Source organism: Streptomyces sp. NPDC001816, assembly GCF_042892235.1.
Classification (GTDB): domain Bacteria; phylum Actinomycetota; class Actinomycetes; order Streptomycetales; family Streptomycetaceae; genus Streptomyces.
On sequence record NZ_JBIATY010000005.1, the window covers coordinates 285784 to 304986 of the forward strand.

Genomic DNA, 19203 nt, shown 5'->3' on the forward strand with positions numbered 1-19203 from the left:
TGGCGAACCGAAGGGACATGACTGATGACTCGCATCGCCATCAACGGATTCGGCCGCATCGGACGCAATGTGCTGCGCGCGCTGCTGGAGCGCGACAGCGATCTCGAGGTCGTCGCCGTCAACGACCTCACGGAGCCCGCCACCCTCGCACGGCTCCTCGCCTACGACACGACGGCCGGCCGGCTCGGCCGCCCCGTGACCGTCGACGGGGACACCCTCGATGTCGACGGCCGTCGGATCAAGGTGCTCGCCGAGCGCGATCCTGCGCGCCTGCCGTGGGCCGAACTCGGTGTCGACATCGCCCTGGAGTCGACCGGCCGCTTCACCTCGGCGAAGGCCGCCCGTGCCCACCTCGACGCGGGCGCGAAGAAGGTGCTCGTGAGCGCGCCGTCGGACGGCGCCGACGTGACGCTCGCGTTCGGCGTGAACACCGACGCGTACGACGCGGCCCTGCACACGATCGTCTCGAACGCCTCGTGCACCACCAACGCGCTCGCGCCGCTGGCCGCGGTGCTGGACGAACTCGCCGGTATCGAGCACGGGTTCATGACCACGGTGCACGCCTACACGCAGGAGCAGAACCTGCAGGACGGTCCGCACCGTGACGCGCGCCGTGCCCGTGCCGCCGCGGTCAACATCGTGCCGACCACGACGGGTGCGGCGAAGGCGATCGGTCTCGTGCTGCCGAACCTCGACGGCAAGCTGTCGGGCGACTCCATCCGCGTGCCGGTTCCGGTCGGCTCGATCGTCGAGCTGAACACGACGGTCTCCCGCGACGTGACCCGCGACGAGGTGCTGGCGGCGTACCGCACCGCGGCCGAGGGCAAGCTCGCCGGCGTCCTCGAGTACTCGGACGACCCGCTGGTGTCGGCCGACATCGTGGGCAACCCGGCCTCGTCTATCTTCGACTCGGCCCTCACCCGCGTCGACGGCCGCCACATCAAGGTGGTCGCCTGGTACGACAACGAGTGGGGCTTCTCGAACCGGGTGATCGACACCCTGGAACTGCTCGCCACCCGCTGACCGAGCGCCAGGGCGGCCCCACATCCGGGGCCGCCCTTTTTTCTTCCGGCCTTCTTTCCCGGCTCTTTTCGGCTTTCCTTCCCGGCTCTGCTTCAGCCGGCCCCGCGCAGCACTCGGGACAGCCCCAGCGCGGCCGTGCGCACCGCCGGAGCCAGTTGGGCCGGTCTGAAGCGTGAGCAGGGTACGGCCACCGAGAGGGCGGCCACCGTCGCGTCGCCGGCGAAGACGGGGGCCGCGATGCAGCTCACGCCGAGCGCGGCCTCCTGCTCCTCGTACGCCAGGCCTGAGACCTGGATCTTCTCCAGGGCCGTGCGCAGGCGTGCCGGGTCGGTGATCGAGTGGGGGGTGAGGCTCGGCAGCGGGCCGGAGAGGACCTCGTCGGTCAGTGCCGTGCCGGAGAAGGCCAGCAGGGCCTTGCCCACTCCGGTGCAGCTCAGCGGGAGGCTGCCGCCGATGTGGGAGGGCAGCTGCAGGGCCTCGTGGCCGTGGATGCGTTCGAGATAGATCACCTCCACGCCCTCACGGACGCCGAGGTGGACGGTCTCACGGGTGGCCTCGAACAGGTCCTGGAGGAAGGGCCGGGCCGTCTCGCGCAGATCGCGTCGGCGCGGCACGAGGGAGCCCAGTTCGAACAGCTTCGCGCCGAGCCGGTACTGCGGCCCCGACCGCTCCAGCCAGCCCAGCCCGACGAGGTCGGCCGCCAGCCGGTGCACCGTCGGCTTCGGCAGGCCGGTCTGCTCCGAAAGTTCCGACAGACGGTACGGCCCGCCGCCCGGAGTGAAACATTCGAGGATGAGCGCGGCCTTTTCCAGCATGTTGCCCGTTGCGCTGTTCCGTGACATGGAACAAAGTTTGGCCCATCCGAGGGGTGCTGTCTAAGACGGTGTGCACACCGGGGGACGTAGGTCGTACGTCCGCCCGCTCCCCCACCGCTCCCCTGGAGGCAACCGTGTCGACCGTGCCCGACCCCGTCCGCCCGGACGCGCATCCACCGGCCGTGGTCAAGGCCGCCGATCTGCTGGCGGAGGCCGCCCGGACCCGGGCCGCCTGTCCTCCGGTGTGGACGTCGGCCCGCTGCTCGCCGGATGGCTGCTGAGGGACCACGCCTGGGGCTCGACCTTCCTGATCAACGTGCCGATCGCCGTCGTCGCCGTCATCGGCGCGTTCCTGCTGGTGCCGCCGTCGAAGGCGGCGGACATGGGCCGGATCGACTACGTCGGCGGCCTGCTCTCGATGGTCTCCGTCGGCTCCCTGGTCTACGCCATCATCGAGGGACCGCACTTCGGCTGGGGCACCGGTCCCGTCACCGCGGCCGTGGTCAGCGGCGTGGGCCTCCTGGCCTTCGCCCTGTGGGAGCTGAAGCACCCGAGCCCGATGCTGGACGTCCGCAAGTTCCGGCTGCGGCCCTTCAGCGGCTCGATGATCGCGGTTCTGTTCTTCTTCGGCGCCTTCGGCTCGCTCTACTACTCCGCGCAGTTCCTGCAGTTCGTCCTCGGCTACGACCCGCTGCAGACCGGCGTTCGCCTGCTGCCGCTGGCCGGCGCCGTGTTCGTCGGCGCCGCGGTGACCGGCCGGCTGACCCCGAAGCTCGGCGTGAAGGCCATGGTCGTGCCCGGCATGCTCATCGGTACCGTGGCCGTGTTCCTGCTCACCCGCGTCGACCAGGGCTCGGCGTACACCGACTTCCTGCCCACGCTGCTGATGCTCGGTTTCTCGATCGGCCTGAGCGTCTCCCCCGCCACCGACACGATCTTGGGCTCCTTCCCCGGGTCCGAACTGGGCGTCGGCGGTGGCGCCAACGACACCTCCCTGGAGCTCGGCGGCTCCCCCGGCATCGCCATCCTGGGCTCGCTGCTGGCCACGGCCTACAAGGACAAGCTGGGCGACCTGGTCGGCGGGCACCTCCCGGCCGCCGCGCTGTACAGCGCCAAGGAGTCCGTGGGGGCCGGCCTCGCGGTCGCGGAGCAGGTCGCGCAGACCCCGTCCGGCGGCCCCCAGCAGGCCCAGGCCCTGGTGGACCCGGTGCACGAGTCCTTCGCCCACGGCCTCGCTCAGACCAGCCTCGTCGGCGGGATCATCATGGCCGCCGGCACCGTGATCGTCCTGGCCGTGCTGCCCGGGCGCAAGGCCGGCGGGAAGCACCGTCAGGAGACCGCGAAAGAGGCCGAGAAGGTGGCCGGGAAGGAGCGCGCGGAAGTCGCCTGACGCTTCAGCCCCTGGACGCGCCGTGCCTTGAGCGGCGCACGGCCCCAGGACGGTGCCGGGAAGGGACGCCCGGCACCGTCCCCTTTTTGCGTGCGGAATCCGGTGCCTCTTCCCGTCCGGAAGTCGGCGCCGGCGGCTTGACCAGCCGGTCGATGACGGCCGCCATTCGGGTGATCCGCAACGCGCCCCCGTACTGCGGGGAGCCAGGGAACACGGGGCCGTCGGCCGTTCCGCGTCGAACGGTGGTCGATTGCGAAGTGGCAACCTCCCGGTGGCCGACCGAAACTGAACCCGGCGGTTCGTGATCAGCAAGGAGAACGCGCCCGATCCAGACGTCTTCCGGGAGATCGCATGGTGCAGCAGTCCTCCGAGGTCCATATATCCGGGCCGGACGAAGCAATCGCCGCCAGGCAGAACGGTTCCGGCCCATCGAGGACAGACACCGAGAAGAGACTCGCGGACGTACTGGCCGACGTATCGAGCGTCGAACACGTTCCGGTCGACAGCCACTTCTTCACCGACCTCGGTGCCAACTCCTTGGTGATGGCCCAGTTCTGTGCGCGGGTCAGGAAAATACCGGATCTGCCGTCGGCGTCCATGAAGGACATATACCGGCACCCCACGATCCGGAGCCTCGCAGCGGCTCTCGCGGAGGCCACTCCCGCTCCCGCCGACGCGTCGATCCCGGCCTCACCGCCGGCGCAGCCGACGCCGACGACGAAACGCCGGCCGAACCATGTGCTCTGTGGAGCACTCCAGCTGCTGATTTTCCTGGGGTACTCCCTTGTCGCCGGATTCGCCGGCGCCCGGGGCTACGAATGGATCGCCGCCGGCTCGGATCTGGCCCACATCTATCTGCGGTCGCTGCTCTTCGGAGGCATCGGGTTCGTGGCCATGTGCCTGTTCCCGGTGCTCGCCAAATGGATTCTCATCGGCCGCTGGAAACCGGTGGACATTCCGGTCTGGAGTCTGGCGTATCTGCGCTTCTGGTTCGTGAAGGTGCTGCTCCACGGCAATCCGATGATTCTCTTCGTCGGCAATCCGCTGTACGTGCTCTACCTTCGGGCCCTCGGCGCGCACATCGGCAAGGGAGTCACGATCCTCTCCCACTCCGTCCCGGTCTGCACCGACCTGCTCACCATCGGCGAGGGTACGGTCATCCGCAAGGAGGCGTTCTTCCTCGGCTACCGGGCGCACGCGGGCCGTATCCAGACCGGCCGGGTCACGCTGGGCCGTGACGTGTACATCGGGGAGAAGACCGTCCTCGACATCGACACGACGATGGGCGACGGAGCCCAGCTGGGTCACTCGTCCGCCCTGTACCGCGGTCAGGCGGTCCCGGACGGCGAGCACTGGCACGGCACCCCGGGACAGCCCACGGAGATCGACTACGTCAGGGTCGCACCGGCCAAGTGCGGTACCGGACGCCGGACCTGGTTCGGCCTCGTCAGCCTGCTCCAGTTGTTCCTCCTGTACATCCCGCTGACCGTGGGCGGGTTGTACATGCTGTTCACCGCGGTCCCGGCGATCGGCAAGCGACTCGGACCGGACGCGGCCTCGCTCAGCTGGTGGGAGCTGATCGACGACTCGCTGGTCCTGTCCCTCGTCCTGTTCCTCGGCTTCCTCGTCCTGGGCGCCGTCGGCCTGTTCTCCGTTCCGCGTCTGCTGAGTGTCGCCATCAAGCCCGACCGGGTCTATCCGCTCTACGGATTCCACTACGCGCTGCAGCGGGCGACGGCACGCATGACGAACATCAAGTTCTTCAAGTGGCTCTTCGGTGACAGCTCCTACATCGTGCACTACCTCCGCGCTCTCGGATACGACCTGTCCCACGTCGAGCAGACCGGGTCGAACTTCGGTACCGAGGTGCAGCACGAGACCCCGTATCTGGTCTCCGTCGGCAGCGGAACGATGGTGGCCGACGGGCTCTCCATAGTGAACGCGGACTTCTCCAGCACGTCTTTCCGGGTGTCCCGGGCGTCGATCGGACCGCACAACTTCCTCGGGAACAACATCGCCTATCCCGCGGGCGGCAGGACGGGGGACAACTGTCTGCTCGCCACGAAGGTGATGATTCCCCTCGACGGTGAGGTCCGGGAAGGCGTGGGACTCCTCGGCTCGCCCTGCTTCGAGATTCCCCGGTCGGTGGAGCGCGACTCGCGGTTCGACGACCTCAGGACCGGCGACACGTTCCATCGGCGGCTGACCTCGAAGAACCGCTACAACCTCCGCTCGATGACCCTCCATCTGTTCGTGAGATGGGTGCACACCTTTGCGCTCACGGTGTTCGGGCTGGCTTCCGTCGACCTCTACGGCGTGCTCGGACACGTGGTGATCGCCACCTATCTGGCACTCACGCTCGTGTTCTCCACCGCCTACTACATCCTGGTGGAGCGCTGCCTCACCTCGTTCCGTGCGCTGCGCCCGCAGTTGTGCTCCATCTACGACCCCTACTTCTGGTGGCACGAGCGCCTGTGGAAGGTGCCGGACCACTACCTCAACATCTTCAACGGAACCCCGTTCAAGAGCCTGGTCTGGCGACTGCTGGGCGTACGCATCGGCAGCAGGGTGTTCGACGACGGCTGCTACCTGACGGAGCGGACGCTCGCCACCATCGGCGACGACTGCACCCTCAACGCCGGGAGCAAGATCCAGTGCCACTCGCAGGAGGACGGCACCTTCAAGTCCGACGGCACCACGCTCGGCTCCGGCTGCACGCTGGGCGTCGGCGCCCATGTGCACTACGGCGTGACGATGGACGACGGTGCCGTGCTCGCACCCGACTCCTTCCTCATGAAGGGCGAGGAGGTCCCCGCCCACGCACGGTGGGGCGGCAACCCCGCCGTGGACATGCCGGATGCCGCCGAACAGCTCTGCGGCGGCGACCGGACAACATCACCCTCTTCGGCCGACGCCTCCGCGTCGACCGCGAGTTGAGGGAGGTCATTCGATGGGAGCGCGCGTGGAAGCGGACCGGGAGTTCTGGAGCCGTGTGCTGGCCGCCGGCGGTACGACCGCGGTGCCACGGTGGGTTCGGGAGCCGGTTCCCGGAACGGCCGAGCACGAGGTGTCGGTGCCGGACGACGTGGCGGACGCGGCCCGTGGGCTGGTGCGGCACCTGGCCGTACCGGTCAGCGCACTGCTGCTGGCCGCGCACGCCAAGGTGCTGGCCGCGCTGTCCGGCGAGCAGGACGTGGTGACGGGGTACGCCGCCGGGGTGCGGGGCGAGCCGCTGCCGTGCCGCCTGTCGGTTCCCCCCGGGTCCTGGCGCGCACTGGTGTCGACCGCTCAGCACGCCGAGGCGGAGCTGCTGGCGCACCGGGAGTTCCCGGTGGACGAGCTGTGCCGGGAGCTGGGAACGGCTGAGCCGTCGTACGAGGTCGTGTTCGGTCCCCGGGGAGGCGCCGAGAACACGCTGGTCGACGACGGCGTGCTGCAGGTGCGCTGGTCCGACCGGGACGGGCGGCTGAGACTGCGGCTCCGGTACCGCACCGACGTCCTGGACGCCACGAGTGCGGCCCGGATCGGCGGCTACCACCTGACGGCGCTGCGGCTGATGACGGCCGACGTGGACGCCGAGCACGCGCGGCAGAGTCTGCTGTCGGACGACGAGGTGCAGGAGCAGCTCGAAGAGCTGGCCGGACCCCGCCGGGAGCTGCCGGACGCGCGCGCACACGAACTGTTCGAGCAGCGGGTACGGGCGCATCCGGACGCGGTGGCGGCCGTGTACGGCGAGCAGGAGTGGACGTACGCAGAACTCAACGCGCGCGCGAACCGGTTGGCGCGGGCCCTGCTGCAGCGGGGGCTGGGCCGGGAAGACGTGGTGGCCGTGGTCACCGAGCGCAACCTCGACTGGATGGCCGCCACCCTGGCGGTGTTCAAGGCGGGCGGCGCGTACCTGCCGATCGAGCCGCACTTCCCGGCCGACCGCATCGTGGCAACGTTGTCGCGCGCGGGATGCCGGCTGGTCCTGACCGAATCCGGCAGCACCCACACCCTCGACCAGGCGCTGGCCGCCCTGCCCGGCGTCGAGAAGCTGCTGATCGAGGAGGCGTACGCGGAAGGGCACGCCGACGGTGACGTCGGAGTCCGGGTGGACGCCGGCCAGCTGGCCTACATCTACTTCACGTCCGGCTCCACCGGCGAGCCGAAGGGGGCGATGTGCGAACACGCGGGCATGCTCAACCATCTCCACGCCAAGATCGACGACTTGGGGATCGGCGAGGGCTGCGTGGTGGCGCAGACGGCCCCGCAGTGCTTCGACATCTCGCTGTGGCAGCTGGTGTCCTCGCTGCTGGTGGGCGGGCGGACGCTGTTGGTCGGCCAGGACGTGATCGTGGACGTGGAGCGATTCGTCGACACGCTGGTCGGCGGCCGGGTCGGTGTGGCGCAGGTCGTGCCCTCCTATCTGGAGGTCGTGGTCTCGTACCTGGAGCAGCATCCCCGCGCGCTGCCGGACCTGCGGTGTGTGTCGGTGACCGGTGAGGCGTTGAAACGGGAGCTGGTCCAGCGCTGGTTCGCGATCCAGCCGGGGATCAGGCTGGTCAACGCCTATGGGCTGACCGAGACTTCGGACGACACCAACCACGAGGTCATGGACGCCGTGCCCGAGCGGGTTCTGCTGGGGCGTGCGGTCAACAACGTGCACGTCCGTGTCGTGGACGAGCATCTGTCGTTGGTGCCGCTGGGCGCCCCGGGTCTGATCGCCTTCTCCGGCGTCTGTGTGGGCCGGGGGTACGTGAACGATCCCGAGCGGACCCGTGAGGCCTATCGCGAGGACCCGTTCCGGCCGGGTGAGCGGCTCTATCTCGGGGGTGACTGGGGGCGCTGGCACCCGGGCGGCAAGCTGGAGTTCCTCGGCCGTCGGGACAACCAGGTCAAGATCCGCGGCTTCCGTATCGAGATCGGCGAGATCGAGAACGCGCTGCTGCGGGTGCCCGGGGTGCGGGACGGTGCGGTCGTCGTCGCCGAGCGGGCCGGCCAGAGCAAACACCTGATCGCGTTCTACACGGGCCGCCGCCTGGAGGCCGACGTCCTGCGCGAGGCGCTGGGTGCGGTCCTGCCCGCCTACATGGTCCCTTCGGCCTTCCACTGGCAGGCCGGCCTGCCGCTGACCGCCAACGGCAAGATCGACCGGAAGGCGCTCACCGCCCTGGCCGCGCAGCCGGAGCCTGCCGTGCCCGGCGAGGACGAGAGCGCCCCGCTCACCCCGACCGAGCGGAAGCTGGCGGCGGTCTGGGCCGATCTGCTGGGAGTCCCCGAGGACCGGATCGGCCGCGAGGACCACTTCTTCGACGCCGGGGGCACCTCCCTGACGGCGGTCAAACTCACCCTGGCGCTGGACCGCGCGGTGTCCCTGAAGGACATCACCCGGCATCCGGTGCTGGCCGATCTGGCGGCCCTCCTCGACGGCACGCCCCGGCGCCACCCGGAGCTGCTGCAGCCGCTGACCGCGGGCGGCGGTGCGACACAGTGCACACTGGTGTGCTTCCCCTACGCGGGCGGCAACGCGGTCAACTACCAGCCGATGGCGAGCGTGTTGGCGGGCCGCGGCATGACGGTCCTCGCGGTGGACCTGCCCGGTCACGACCTGGCCGCGCACCCCGAGCCGTTCGCGGCGATCGAGCAGGTGGCCGAGCGGGTCGCCGCCGAGATCACCGCGCGTGGCCTGACCAGGGTCCTGCTGTGGGGCCACTCGTCGGGCACCGCACCGGCGTTGGAGACGGCCAGGAAACTCCAGGAGCAGGGTGTGGAGGTGCTGCGCGTGTTCCTCGGCGCGCAGTTGCTCGGCACCGCCGCCGACCGGTACGCCGCCGTCGGCGAACTGACGAGCCGGAGCAACGCCGAGATCGCCGCACGGCTGACCGCGGACAGCGGCTACACCGAACTCGCGGAGCTGAACGCGCAGCACGCCGAGCACATCGGTGCCGCCTACCTGCACGACTGCGTGTCCGCGCACCGCTACTTCTGCGCCGCGCTGGACGGGCCGCCGCCGGTGAAGCTGTCCGTGCCGGTCTCGGTGGTCGTCGCCACCGACGATCCGCACACGGCAGGCCACGCCCACCACTACCGGGACTGGCTGCTCCTGGCCGAGCACGTGGATCTGCACGAGCTGGCCGACGGCGGCCACTACTTCACGCGCACCCGTCCGGCCGAGGCAGCACAGGCCGTCCTGGGTGTCGTGGCTCCGCTGGCCTCTTCCTGAGCCATGCAGAGCCTCCAGACGGGCAACCGAAGGGAAACCGAGATGTCGTCCTCACCTCTGGCAGCACCCCTCGATGTGGAGCTGCGGCCGGACAGACCCGCGATCCTGCACGTCGAGTCGCCCGGTGACACGGCGAGTTGGGCGGCCCAGTACCGCGAGTCGCTGCATGCGCAGGTCACCGAGCACGGGGCGCTCCTCGTCCGCGGACTGGGGCTGCGGGACGTGTCCCAGGTCGGTGCCGTCTTCGCGGGGCTGGCCGGCGCTCTGCTGCCGGAGCAGGAGGCGTTCGCCCCCCGTGAGGCGTACGGCCCGGGGCTGTACTCCTCCACGGCCTGGCCGGCCAACCAGCCGATGTGCATGCACCACGAACTGAGTTACCGGCTGGAGGTTCCCGGCCTGATGCTGTTCGCGTGTCTGACCGCGCCCGCCGAGGGCGGGGCGACCGCGGTGGCCGACGCGGAACAGATGCTCCAGGTGCTGCCCACCGCGCTGACGGAACGGTTCGAGCGTGAGGGCTGGCTGCTGACCCGCACCTACAACGACGAGATCGGCGCCTCCCTGACGGAGTCGTTCGGCACCGACGACCCCGCCGGGATCGAGCGCTACTGCCGCGCCCACGCCATCGACTTCGCCTGGCAGCCCGACGGCTCCCTGCGCACCGAGCAGCGCCGCAGCGCGGTCGTGCGGCACCCGCTCACCGGCCGGCGCTGCTGGTTCAACCAGATCGCCTTCCTCAACGAGTGGACGCTGGCCCCGGAGGTGCGCGAGTACCTGGTGGACGAGTACGGCGCGGACGGACTGCCGTTCAACACCCGCTACGGCGACGGCACCCCGATCGGCGAGGACGTCGTCGAGCTTCTCAACACCACCTACGAACAGCACACCCGGCGCGAGCCCTGGCAGGCCGGCGACCTGATGCTGGTCGACAACCTGCGCACCGCCCACAGCAGAGAGCCCTTCACCGGAGAGCGGCAGGTGCTGGTCGGCATGGCCGAGCCGCGCCGCCTGGCCGACTGCTGGCCGACCTCGGAGGCGAGCGAGCGATGACCCAACTGTCGTCCACCGCCACCCGGCGGACCCACCCCGACGGGGTCCCGGCGCCGACGTTCGCGGTGATCTCCGGTGCGCAGGTGCAACAGGCGCTCAGCGGGCGCGAGAAGCAGATCGTGGAGCTGGTCGAGGCCACCTACCGGCTGCACGGCGCCGGGGACTCGGTCAACCCGCCCTCCTACTTCCTGCGTTTCCCCGACCGGCCGAGCGCGCGGATCATCGCGCTGCCCGCCTCCGTGGGCGGTTCGGTGCATGTGGACGGGGTGAAGTGGATCTCCAGCTTTCCGGACAACGTGCGGGCCGGACTGCCCCGTGCCTCCGCGGTCCTGATCCTCAACGACCCCGAGACGGGCTACCCGTTCGCCTGTCTGGAGAGTTCCGTCATCAGCGCGACCCGGACCGCCGCGTCCGCCGCGCTGGCCGCCGACTGGCTCAGCCGGGACCGGCCCCGCCCCACCCGGATCGGCTTCTTCGGCACCGGGCTGATCGCCCGCTACATCCACACCTTCCTGGCCGGCACCGACTGGACGTTCGACACGATCGGCGTGCACGACCTGTCCGCCGAGAGCACCGCCGGGTTCTGCGGCTACCTGCGGCAGGCCGGGACCAGCGCGGAGATCGTCGTCCACGACAGCGCCGAGGACCTCATCCGCTCCAGCGACCTCGTGGTCTTCGCGACCATCGCCGGCGAACCGCACGTCACCTCCCCGGCCTGGTTCGACCACAACCCGCTGGTGCTGCACATCTCCCTGCGCGACCTCTCCCCCGAGGTCCTGCTCGCCTCCGCGAACTTCGTGGACGACGTCGAGCACTGCCTGAAGGCCGACACGTCCCCCCACCTGGTCGAGCAGCGCACCGGCAACCGCGACTTCCTGAACGGCACGCTCAACGACGTGATGCTCGGACGGGCCGCCCCGCCGCACGACCGCCCAGTGATCTTCTCGCCCTTCGGACTGGGCGTGCTCGATCTCGCCGTCGGCAAGTACGTCTACGACGAAGCAGCCGGGGCGGGCGACCTCCGCCTCATCGAAGACTTCTTCCACGACCTGCGCCGGTTCGGCTGAGGCGTTGTCCTCAGCCCTGGCACCAGGAGGCCCAACGTGCCCGTAGTATCCGCTCCCCATGACTTCAACGAAGGCTGTCTCTTCGTCGACCTCGAGTCGATCTTCGGATGCTCCCTCTACCTGAAGTGCGAGGGCTTCAACTTCGCCGGCTCCATCAAGTTGAAGGCCGCGAACGAGATGGTGGAGAGCGCCGAGCGGGACGGAATCCTGACGCCGGATTCCATCATCGTCGAGTCGTCCTCCGGGAACCTGGGCGTGGCGCTCAGCATGATCGCCGCGAGCAAGGGCTACCAGTTTCTGTGTGTCACGGACTCCCGCTGCAACCTGTCGACCCGGCTCCTGATGGAGGCGCTCGGCAGCCAGGTGCACGTCGTGGCCGACCTGGACGCGAACGGCGGTTTCCTGGGCACCCGGATCGAGTACGTCCGCGCGCTGTGCGCGTCCGACAACCGGTACGTGTGGCTCAGCCAGTACACCAACGCGGGCAACTGGCGGGCCCACTACCGCACGACCGCACCGGAGATCGCAACCCACTTCCCGCGCCTGGACGTGCTGTTCGTCGGGGCGGGCACCGCCGGGACCCTGATGGGCTGCGCCCGCTACTTCCGGCAGTGGCACCGGCCGGTGCGGATCGTCGCCGTCGACAGCGTGGGCTCGGTGGCCTTCGGCGGCAAGCCGGGCCGCCGGATGATCCCCGGCCTGGGCATGAGCATGGTTCCCCCGCTGCTCGACGAGTCCTTCGTCGACGAGGTCATCCGGGTGGAGGAGGCGGACACCATCCGCACCTGTCACCGGATGGCCAGGCGTGGCTTCCTGTTCGGCGGCTCCACGGGGACGGTGGTCAGCGGCGCGACGGAGTGGCTGTCCCGGCAGGACGCACGCGGTCTCACCGCGGTGGCCATCGCACCCGACCTCGGTGAGCGCTACCTCGACACCATCTACCAGACCAACTGGCTGCAGGACCTCTACGGCGATCACATCCTCGACGACCAAGAGGCGATCGCCCTGCCCCGCAAGGACAAGTCCACCTCCGAGACACCGGATCGCCGATCAGGACCGTAGCGGCACACACCGGACGAACCGGCGGCCCATCACGCATCGCATGCGTGGCGGGCCGCCGCCGTTCGGCCAGGTACGCATCGCACAGTGAACGCACAGCTCGTATTCCTCCTCTTGCACAGCGAAACCCCCCAATGGAGAGGAACACGCTGTGCGTTCACGTGCACGCATACGCCTGCACCCTGCCGGACCCGTCATCCTCGCCCTCGCCGCGGCCGGAACCGTACTGGCCGCACCGAGCGCCACCGCCTCCGTGCCCCAGCCCCGCGCCGATCTGCGCGCGGACGTGAACCGTGACGGGCAGGTCGACATCACCGGCAGCACCGACGAGACGGGTGAGGACTCGTGGTCCGTCGGACGCGGAGCGGTCTATCTGCCCAACCTCGACGACGACACCAAGCGTTGCCCCGTCACCGGTCCCGGCGGCAGAAAGCTGTCCGACGCCGAGCTGGCCGCGTGCGACGACGCCGCCGACAAGGTGGTCAACGGCACCGCGGACGCCGCCGACCTCGCCCGGGTCCGCTCCGTGCCCGTGCCGGACCTTCCGGCGGACGCCGAGGGCAGCCTGAAGGTCACCGCGGGAGCCAAGCACACCCACGTCTTCCTGAAGCGTTCCGGCCACTGGGTCCTGGTCACGCCGCGGACCCGGCTGACCGCGGCCGAGCTGCGCTCCGGTGTGGAGTTCGGCGTCGAGGCGACCGACGTGATCCGGGACAGCGCGAAGTGGGACGGCCGTGCGGTGATCCGCCTGACGGTGACGTCCGCCGGCGGGTCCACCTCCGACTCGGTCACCCTGCGGGTCGCACCGCTGCTGACACAGCATCACCTGCAGGACGCCCAGCAGGTGATGGTCACCAAGGTCCGGGGCGGGGGCGAGTACGGGCGCCTGCAGCGCAAGTTCGTCAAGGACCTGGCGAAGGAGGTCACGAGGGCCGGCATCACCAAGCCGCTGGTCACCTTCGACAAGTACGGAGACCCGTGGGCGCAGGACTTCGTGGAGCCGGCCTACGTCAGCATGACCGGGCCGGACGGCCGGCGGCACGTGATGCGGGTGCTGCTGCGCTCCGCCCAGCTGGACCGGGAGTCGGGCCGGGAGCTGTTCGAGAAGGTGCGCGGCCGGAACATCGGCGTCGTCCAGGTCACCGACCGGGCCCGCCCGGACGACTGGTCGCTCAACTCCATGGGCAACCTGGAGACCATCCCGCCCTACGCGCACGGCGGGCGTTCGTTCCCTGCCGGACGCATCATCATGGGCCACCGGGGGGACAGCGGGGCGCGCCCGTCGAAGGCGATGCGCACCCTGCTCACCTCGCAGGGCCTGCAGGACCCGCTGCCGCTGGACACCTCCTGGCTGAGCGTCGGTCACGTCGACGAGTTCGTGCAGTTCCTGCCGGCCGACACCCCGCGCGGCTGGCGGATCGGCGTCGCCGACCCGAAGGCCGGGCTGCGGCTGCTGCGTGACGCCCGGCGCGACGGCCACGGCAGGACGAAGATGTTCTCCGTCCCGGGCCTGAGCGGCGTACCGGCGCCGAAGGAGACCATCGACCAGGCGCTCGCCTCCCGGAACCTGGTGGCAGACAACGAGATGGCGGCCGAGCGCATCGCGGCCAACCTGGAGGTCCTGAAGCGGGAGACCGGCGTCACCGACGACGAGATCGTCCGGGTGCCCGCCCTGTACACGCGTGACTCGGCGGCGTCGGCCGGCCGCGGACGGGCCGTCCCCGTACCCCGCCTGACGCGCATGGGCGCCGGCTCGCCCCTCGCGGGCATGCTCAAGGTACACGGCCGGCAGAAGTGGCTCGCCCGGAAGGGATCCGCTGCCCGCGCGACGGTGACGACCAGCGCGTACGTCCCCGGAGCGGTCAACGGCGTGCTCCTCGGCCGCGACCGCTACCTGGCCCCGCGCCAGTGGGGACCCGTCATCGACGGCAAGGACATCTTCACGCAGGCGGTCAACGCCACGTACCGGCAGGCCGGTCTGAAGGTGTCGTACATCGACGACTACTACACGTACCACCTCGGCATGGGCGAGGTGCACTGCGGCACCAACACCCTGCGCGACGCGTCGGCCGCGTGGTGGCAGCTCCCGGCGCAGTGACCGGCAACGGGTAGCCCGACCCGTCCAAGGGGCCGGACCAGCGCTCGGGTACAGCTGGTCCGGCCCTCTCGCGGCGATCTCCGCGCAAGGACGGAGGTCAGCTGCGCGGCGGGTTCCCGCGCGGCGTGATGACGGCGTTCGGCAGGGCCGGTGCGGGCAGCCGGCTCCCCGGGTACCCCTTGACGGTGCCGAAGCGATCGGACGAGGCCTCCCAGTCCGCTCGGGCGCGGACGATGTCGTCATGGCTGCGCCCGATGAAGTTCCACCAGATGACGATCTCCTCCTCGAACGGAGGACCGCCGAGCAGGATCGCCCGTGCCGGGACGTCCGACTCGTTGACCAGCGTCAGGGCGTCGACGCCGGGGGGCGCATAGCCGAGTTCGGCGGGGCGCAGCACGGTGTCGGCCAGCCGGACGTCCCCGCTGTCCACGAGAAGGCCGTGCTCGAAGCCGGTGTCCACGGCGAGGGTGATCGTCGCACCCGGTTCGAGGACGATCTCGGCGCCGAGCAGTGGGGTGAAGGTCCGCACCGGAGAGGTGTCTTCGGCGAGAGAGCCCAGGAAGACCCTGATCTCCGCCCCGTCGATGCGCACGGGTTCGGGCACGTGGTGCTGGAAGTCGCGTTCGGTGTTCCGGTGCTGTTCGGGCAGCGCCACCCACAGCTGGACGCCGTGGAGCACGGTGGTGCGCGGCGTGGAGACCTCCGAGTGGCAGATGCCGAACCCGCCCGTCATGAGGTTCATCTCGCCCGGCCGTACGAGGGCGTGGGTGCCGATGCTGTCGCGATGCTCGATCTCCCCGCTGAACAGCCAGCTCACGGTCTGCAGGCCGGTGTGCGGATGAGGAGGGACGTCCATGCCGCGGGTCACGGTGACGTCGACGGGGCCGTAGTGATCGGCGAAGCACCAGGCTCCGATCAGCGTCCGGGCCCGCTGCGGCAGCGTCCGCCGTACGAGCAGAGCCCTCGGTCCGCCCAGGGGCACGTCCCGCGCGGACAGCACATCAATAGTTGACATATCAACCATCATGCCACCAGCCCGCGCTTCCATATTCGATCGCATGCGCGGATCCGACCAGGCACAATCTGCGCATGCAGATCACCGCGGACCATCTCCTCTCCGCGCTCGAACCACTCCCGTTCCCGGCCCGTCTCTCCCACACCGCGCGAACCGCACGCGGACTGGCGGACAGGAAGCAACTCGCCCCGCTGCTCTCCGACCTGGACGCGCGCGGCCCGTACGAGCGGCGGGTCGCGGCGCTGGCCGCCTTCGCCGGACAGGACGTCGGCTTCCTCGCCGCACGGCTGGCCGACCCCGACCCGGTCGTCGCCGGATACGCCCTGCGGGCCGCCCGCGTCCTGCCCGTGCCGGACGAGGCGGTGGAGGCGGCGTACGACGACGCACCGGCCGCCCTGCGGTACCGCCTGGCACGTCTGCTCTCCTGCGGTGGCCGTACCGCGCTCGCCGAGCGGCTGGTCGTACGACTGCGCGCGGAGTGGGGTGACGCCGAGGCCGCGCGCCTGCTGCCGGCCTGTTCCACCCCGTTCGTGTCGGAGCAGCTGCCCACGCTCGCGCACGCCGTGGACGGCTGGGCGAGGCTCGCGCGTCGGCATCCCGACCCCGTGCTGGACCACGCCGAGGCCGCTCTGGCCGACCGTGCCCGCGGACAGCAGCGCGAGGAGTGGTGGCGCCTGCACGCCACCACGGTCGCGGTGCTGGCGCCGCTGCGCCCCGAGCGGGTGCTGACCCTGCTGGAGCGGTACGGACCCCTCAGCCTGCCGTTGGCGCTGAACCGAGGGCTCGGCCCCCTGGTCACCGCCGACGCCGAGCGGGTGGTCCGCTGGATCACCTCCCCCGACCGCAGCGAACAGCGTTACGAACCGGTGCCGCCGCCGGGCGTGCTCCGCAGGCTGGTACGGGCCGAGCCCGCGTCGCTGCCCGCGCTCGGGAGGCACTGGCTGCGCCGCGGCGACCGCTTCGCCGCGCTGCTGAAGGCCATGGCCCCCGGCCGTCGGCCGGCGTTCCTCGACATGGTGATCGCCGACGGGGCGCCCGGGGAGCCGGTTCTGGCCGTACTCGACCTGCTGCCCCGCGAACGCCGCTGGGCGGAGGTACGGCGGGCGGTGGCCGAGGCCACCGGCGACAACTGGTGGGCGGACGACCTGGACACCCTCGCCCACGGCCCGTTCGACGAGGCACGCTCCGCGTTGTTCGCCGCGATCCGCCGGCCCGACGCCGACGACCGGGCCGTCGCCTGGCGCCTGCTGGTGGAAGCCGCCGCCCGCGACGGCGGCCGCGGGACGCTCACCGAGGTGCTGACCGCGGCGGGGCGTCTGCGCAACGACCAGGATCCGGTGCGCGCCGCGGCGCTGCGCGCACTCGCCGCTGTGCGCCCGCGGCTGTTCGGCTCCGACCACGCCCCGCTGCTGGACCGGATCGCCGTCGACGCCCTGGAGGCCCGGGACAGGTCGGTGGACACGCTGGCGGCGGTGCGCACGCTCGCCGGGCGGGTCCTGGCCGAGTACGCCACGGACGGCGAGTCGGCGCTGCGGCCCTGGGCGCTGCGCACCCTGGAGCGGATCACGGCCCGGGCCGGTGTGCCCGACTTCGGCCCGCTGCACCGGATCCTGCGCCGCGGCCAGGAGCACGAGGTGTTCGGGGCGCTGCGCCCGTGGCTCGAAGCCGCGGCCGGGCGGGCCGACTTCCGGCTGCTGCTGGGCCTGGCCGACGCCTTCGGTCCACGCGCCCGGCTGGTCCCGGAACTACAGGACATGCTCGCCACGGCCCTGGAACGCGGCGACGACGACACCTTCGAGGCGGCCGCGGCCCGGTGGCTCGCCGCACCGGCCACCCGCGACGAACGGGTCGCCGAGATCATCGCGCGCGAACCGTCGGCGGTCGTCCTCCCGTCCGTACGGCACGTGGTGGCGCGGCGGCGCACGGATCTGCTGGACGCCCTGCTCGACGACACCGCGCCGTACGGCCGCTTCCTGGTGCCCGGCTCCGGGCGCCCGCTGCCGGACCTCGGCGACAGCGACCGCTGGCTGCCCCGCCAGCAGCAGGCCGCGGCACGGCTCGCCGGACAGGCAGCCGCGGACGGCTCGCTCCCGCTCGACGACCGGGCCGCGGTGATCCGCGCCGCCGCACCGATCCCGCAGCTGGGCTCTGCCCTTGCGATGCGGTACAAGGACGACGGTGAGACGGTCGTCGCCGAAGCGGCGCTCGCCGCGCTGCCCTGGACCGACCGGCCGCAACAGGCGCTGCCGGTGCTGCTGGAGCAGGCCGGCGGCGACCGGGCGCGGGTCGCGGTGTACGCGGCGGAACGTGCCGCACGCTTCACCGCCTCGTCCGAACTCGCCCTGCAGCTGGGCCCGTTGCTGACCGGCGAGCGGGCCGCGAAGGTGACCTCCCGCAAGGAGGCCGTACGGCTCGCCGCCCGCTTCCTGCCTCCGCGGCAGGCCGTAGTTCTGCTGGCTCGCGCCTTTCACGCGCCCGACCGCCACCCGGACGTGCGGGCGGCCGTCGTCGGCGCACTGCCGCCGCTGCTCGGCATGCCCGAGGCCTGGGACCTCCTCCGGGACGCCGCACGCGACGACGCCCCCGCCGTGCTGGCGGCGTTCCTGCATGTCAGCCCCTGGGAGCTGGCCGAGGCGCACCGCCGCCCGTACGCCGCCCTGGTCGACACGGCATACGACGCGTGCCTCGCGTCGGTCGACGGCTTCGCGGGCTACGGCACCCTGCGGGCCGTGGGCGTGTGGACCCGTTTCGCCCCCGGCCTGGCCGGCCGGATCTCGCGTACGGTCTGCGATCTCGGCAGCCGTAAGCACTGGCAGTACGCGGCGTGGATGCTGCGCGACCTGGCCATGTCCGACCTCCCGCGTCCCGTGGGAGGTACGGCACCGGGCAGCGTGTTCCACGGCGCGGTGGCCACGTTGATGGCGGCCATGCACGAACCCGAGGGCGGCAGCGACGCGCTGGAGCACCGGGATGTACCCGCCCTGCAGCGGCTGCGAACGCTGCTGTCCCTGGGTCCCGGCGAGTCCGAGCCGCCGGAACTGCTCGCGGCGCTCGTCGGACAGCTGGCGCCGGAACCGCTGCTGACGGCCGAACGCGCGGACCTGCTGGGCCGGATGGTCGACCCCGCCTCGGAGCCGGACGCGCTCCTGGCACGTCTGCAGGACCTGGCGCACGCCTTGGAGGACGCCGGGGTGACCGTGGCGGTGCAGACCGCCGGCCGGTTGCAGGGTGCCTGGGCGCGCCACACGCTGCCGCAGGACACCGGGCCCCTTCTGGCGGCGGCCGACCGGCTGGCCCGGGACGGCGGTGCCGCCTCCGGTCTCCTGGCGACCGCGCTGGTCACCGCAACGGGCGGCAGCCTCGACTGGCCGCAGGAGTGGCGGTCACTGCTGCGTCTGCTCCGCGGGCACGCGCATCCCGACGTACGGCACGAGGCGTACCGGACGGTGACGGAGTCGGAGTGACGGTCCCTTCACGAGGCGGC

11 protein-coding genes and 1 pseudogene are annotated in these 19203 nt (G+C 71.1%); 10 read left to right on the top strand and 2 right to left on the bottom strand.

What is annotated here, in order from left to right; genetic code table 11:
* Positions 1 to 24 precede the first annotated feature (24 nt).
* On the top strand, positions 25 to 1023 hold the full coding sequence (gap, locus tag ACFYZZ_RS20100) for a type I glyceraldehyde-3-phosphate dehydrogenase (protein ID WP_389177451.1): 999 nt from the start codon (positions 25 to 27) through the stop codon (positions 1021 to 1023).
* A gap of 92 nt (positions 1024 to 1115) precedes the next feature.
* On the opposite strand, the gene ACFYZZ_RS20105 is transcribed toward gap, so the two are convergent.
* Positions 1116 to 1838 carry an IclR family transcriptional regulator gene (locus ACFYZZ_RS20105; RefSeq protein ID WP_389178254.1) on the bottom strand — a complete coding sequence of 241 codons (723 nt, stop codon included), beginning with the start codon at positions 1836 to 1838 and terminating at the stop codon, positions 1116 to 1118.
* A gap of 134 nt (positions 1839 to 1972) precedes the next feature.
* On the opposite strand from ACFYZZ_RS20105, the gene ACFYZZ_RS20110 reads away from it, so the two are divergent.
* The 8 genes and pseudogenes from ACFYZZ_RS20110 (at position 1973) to ACFYZZ_RS20145 (ending at position 14704) form a co-directional block, all read left to right on the top strand.
* Positions 1973 to 2119: a hypothetical protein gene (locus ACFYZZ_RS20110; RefSeq protein ID WP_389177454.1), complete on the top strand. Its 147-nt coding sequence runs from the start codon at positions 1973 to 1975 to the stop codon at positions 2117 to 2119.
* Positions 2083 to 3228, top strand: a pseudogene (locus tag ACFYZZ_RS20115) (MFS transporter); the annotation flags it as partial. The gene ACFYZZ_RS20110 and the pseudogene ACFYZZ_RS20115, both read left to right, overlap by 37 nt.
* Before the next feature lie 351 nt (positions 3229 to 3579).
* A complete protein-coding gene (locus ACFYZZ_RS20120; protein ID WP_389177457.1) occupies positions 3580 to 6165 on the top strand; it encodes a Pls/PosA family non-ribosomal peptide synthetase in 2586 nt (861 codons plus the stop codon).
* 13 nt (positions 6166 to 6178) lie between these two features.
* Entirely contained in the window at positions 6179 to 9433 is a 3255-nt protein-coding gene (locus ACFYZZ_RS20125) for an amino acid adenylation domain-containing protein (RefSeq protein WP_389177460.1), read from the top strand.
* Between the two features lie 42 nt (positions 9434 to 9475).
* Complete coding sequence (locus ACFYZZ_RS20130) at positions 9476 to 10480, top strand: TauD/TfdA family dioxygenase (RefSeq protein ID WP_389177463.1); 1005 nt, start codon at positions 9476 to 9478, stop codon at positions 10478 to 10480.
* The gene (gene sbnB / locus ACFYZZ_RS20135) at positions 10477 to 11547 is read left to right on the top strand and encodes a 2,3-diaminopropionate biosynthesis protein SbnB (protein WP_389177466.1); all 1071 of its coding nucleotides are present in this window, start codon (positions 10477 to 10479) and stop codon (positions 11545 to 11547) included. Before ACFYZZ_RS20130 ends, sbnB begins: the two co-directional genes overlap by 4 nt.
* 36 nt (positions 11548 to 11583) lie before the next feature.
* Entirely contained in the window at positions 11584 to 12609 is a 1026-nt protein-coding gene (gene sbnA, locus ACFYZZ_RS20140; RefSeq protein WP_386575411.1) for a 2,3-diaminopropionate biosynthesis protein SbnA, read from the top strand.
* A 148-nt stretch (positions 12610 to 12757) separates the two neighbouring features.
* Positions 12758 to 14704 carry a protein-arginine deiminase domain-containing protein gene (locus ACFYZZ_RS20145; protein ID WP_389177469.1) on the top strand — a complete coding sequence of 649 codons (1947 nt, stop codon included), beginning with the start codon at positions 12758 to 12760 and terminating at the stop codon, positions 14702 to 14704.
* A gap of 97 nt (positions 14705 to 14801) precedes the next feature.
* Here the strand turns inward: ACFYZZ_RS20145 and ACFYZZ_RS20150 are convergent, their stop codons facing one another.
* Positions 14802 to 15719: a pirin family protein gene (locus tag ACFYZZ_RS20150; RefSeq protein ID WP_389177472.1), complete on the bottom strand. Its 918-nt coding sequence runs from the start codon at positions 15717 to 15719 to the stop codon at positions 14802 to 14804.
* 74 nt (positions 15720 to 15793) lie between these two features.
* On the opposite strand from ACFYZZ_RS20150, the gene ACFYZZ_RS20155 reads away from it, so the two are divergent.
* Positions 15794 to 19183, top strand: a complete 3390-nt coding sequence (locus ACFYZZ_RS20155) for a hypothetical protein (protein ID WP_389177474.1) — start codon at positions 15794 to 15796, stop codon at positions 19181 to 19183.
* Positions 19184 to 19203: the final 20 nt, after the last annotated feature.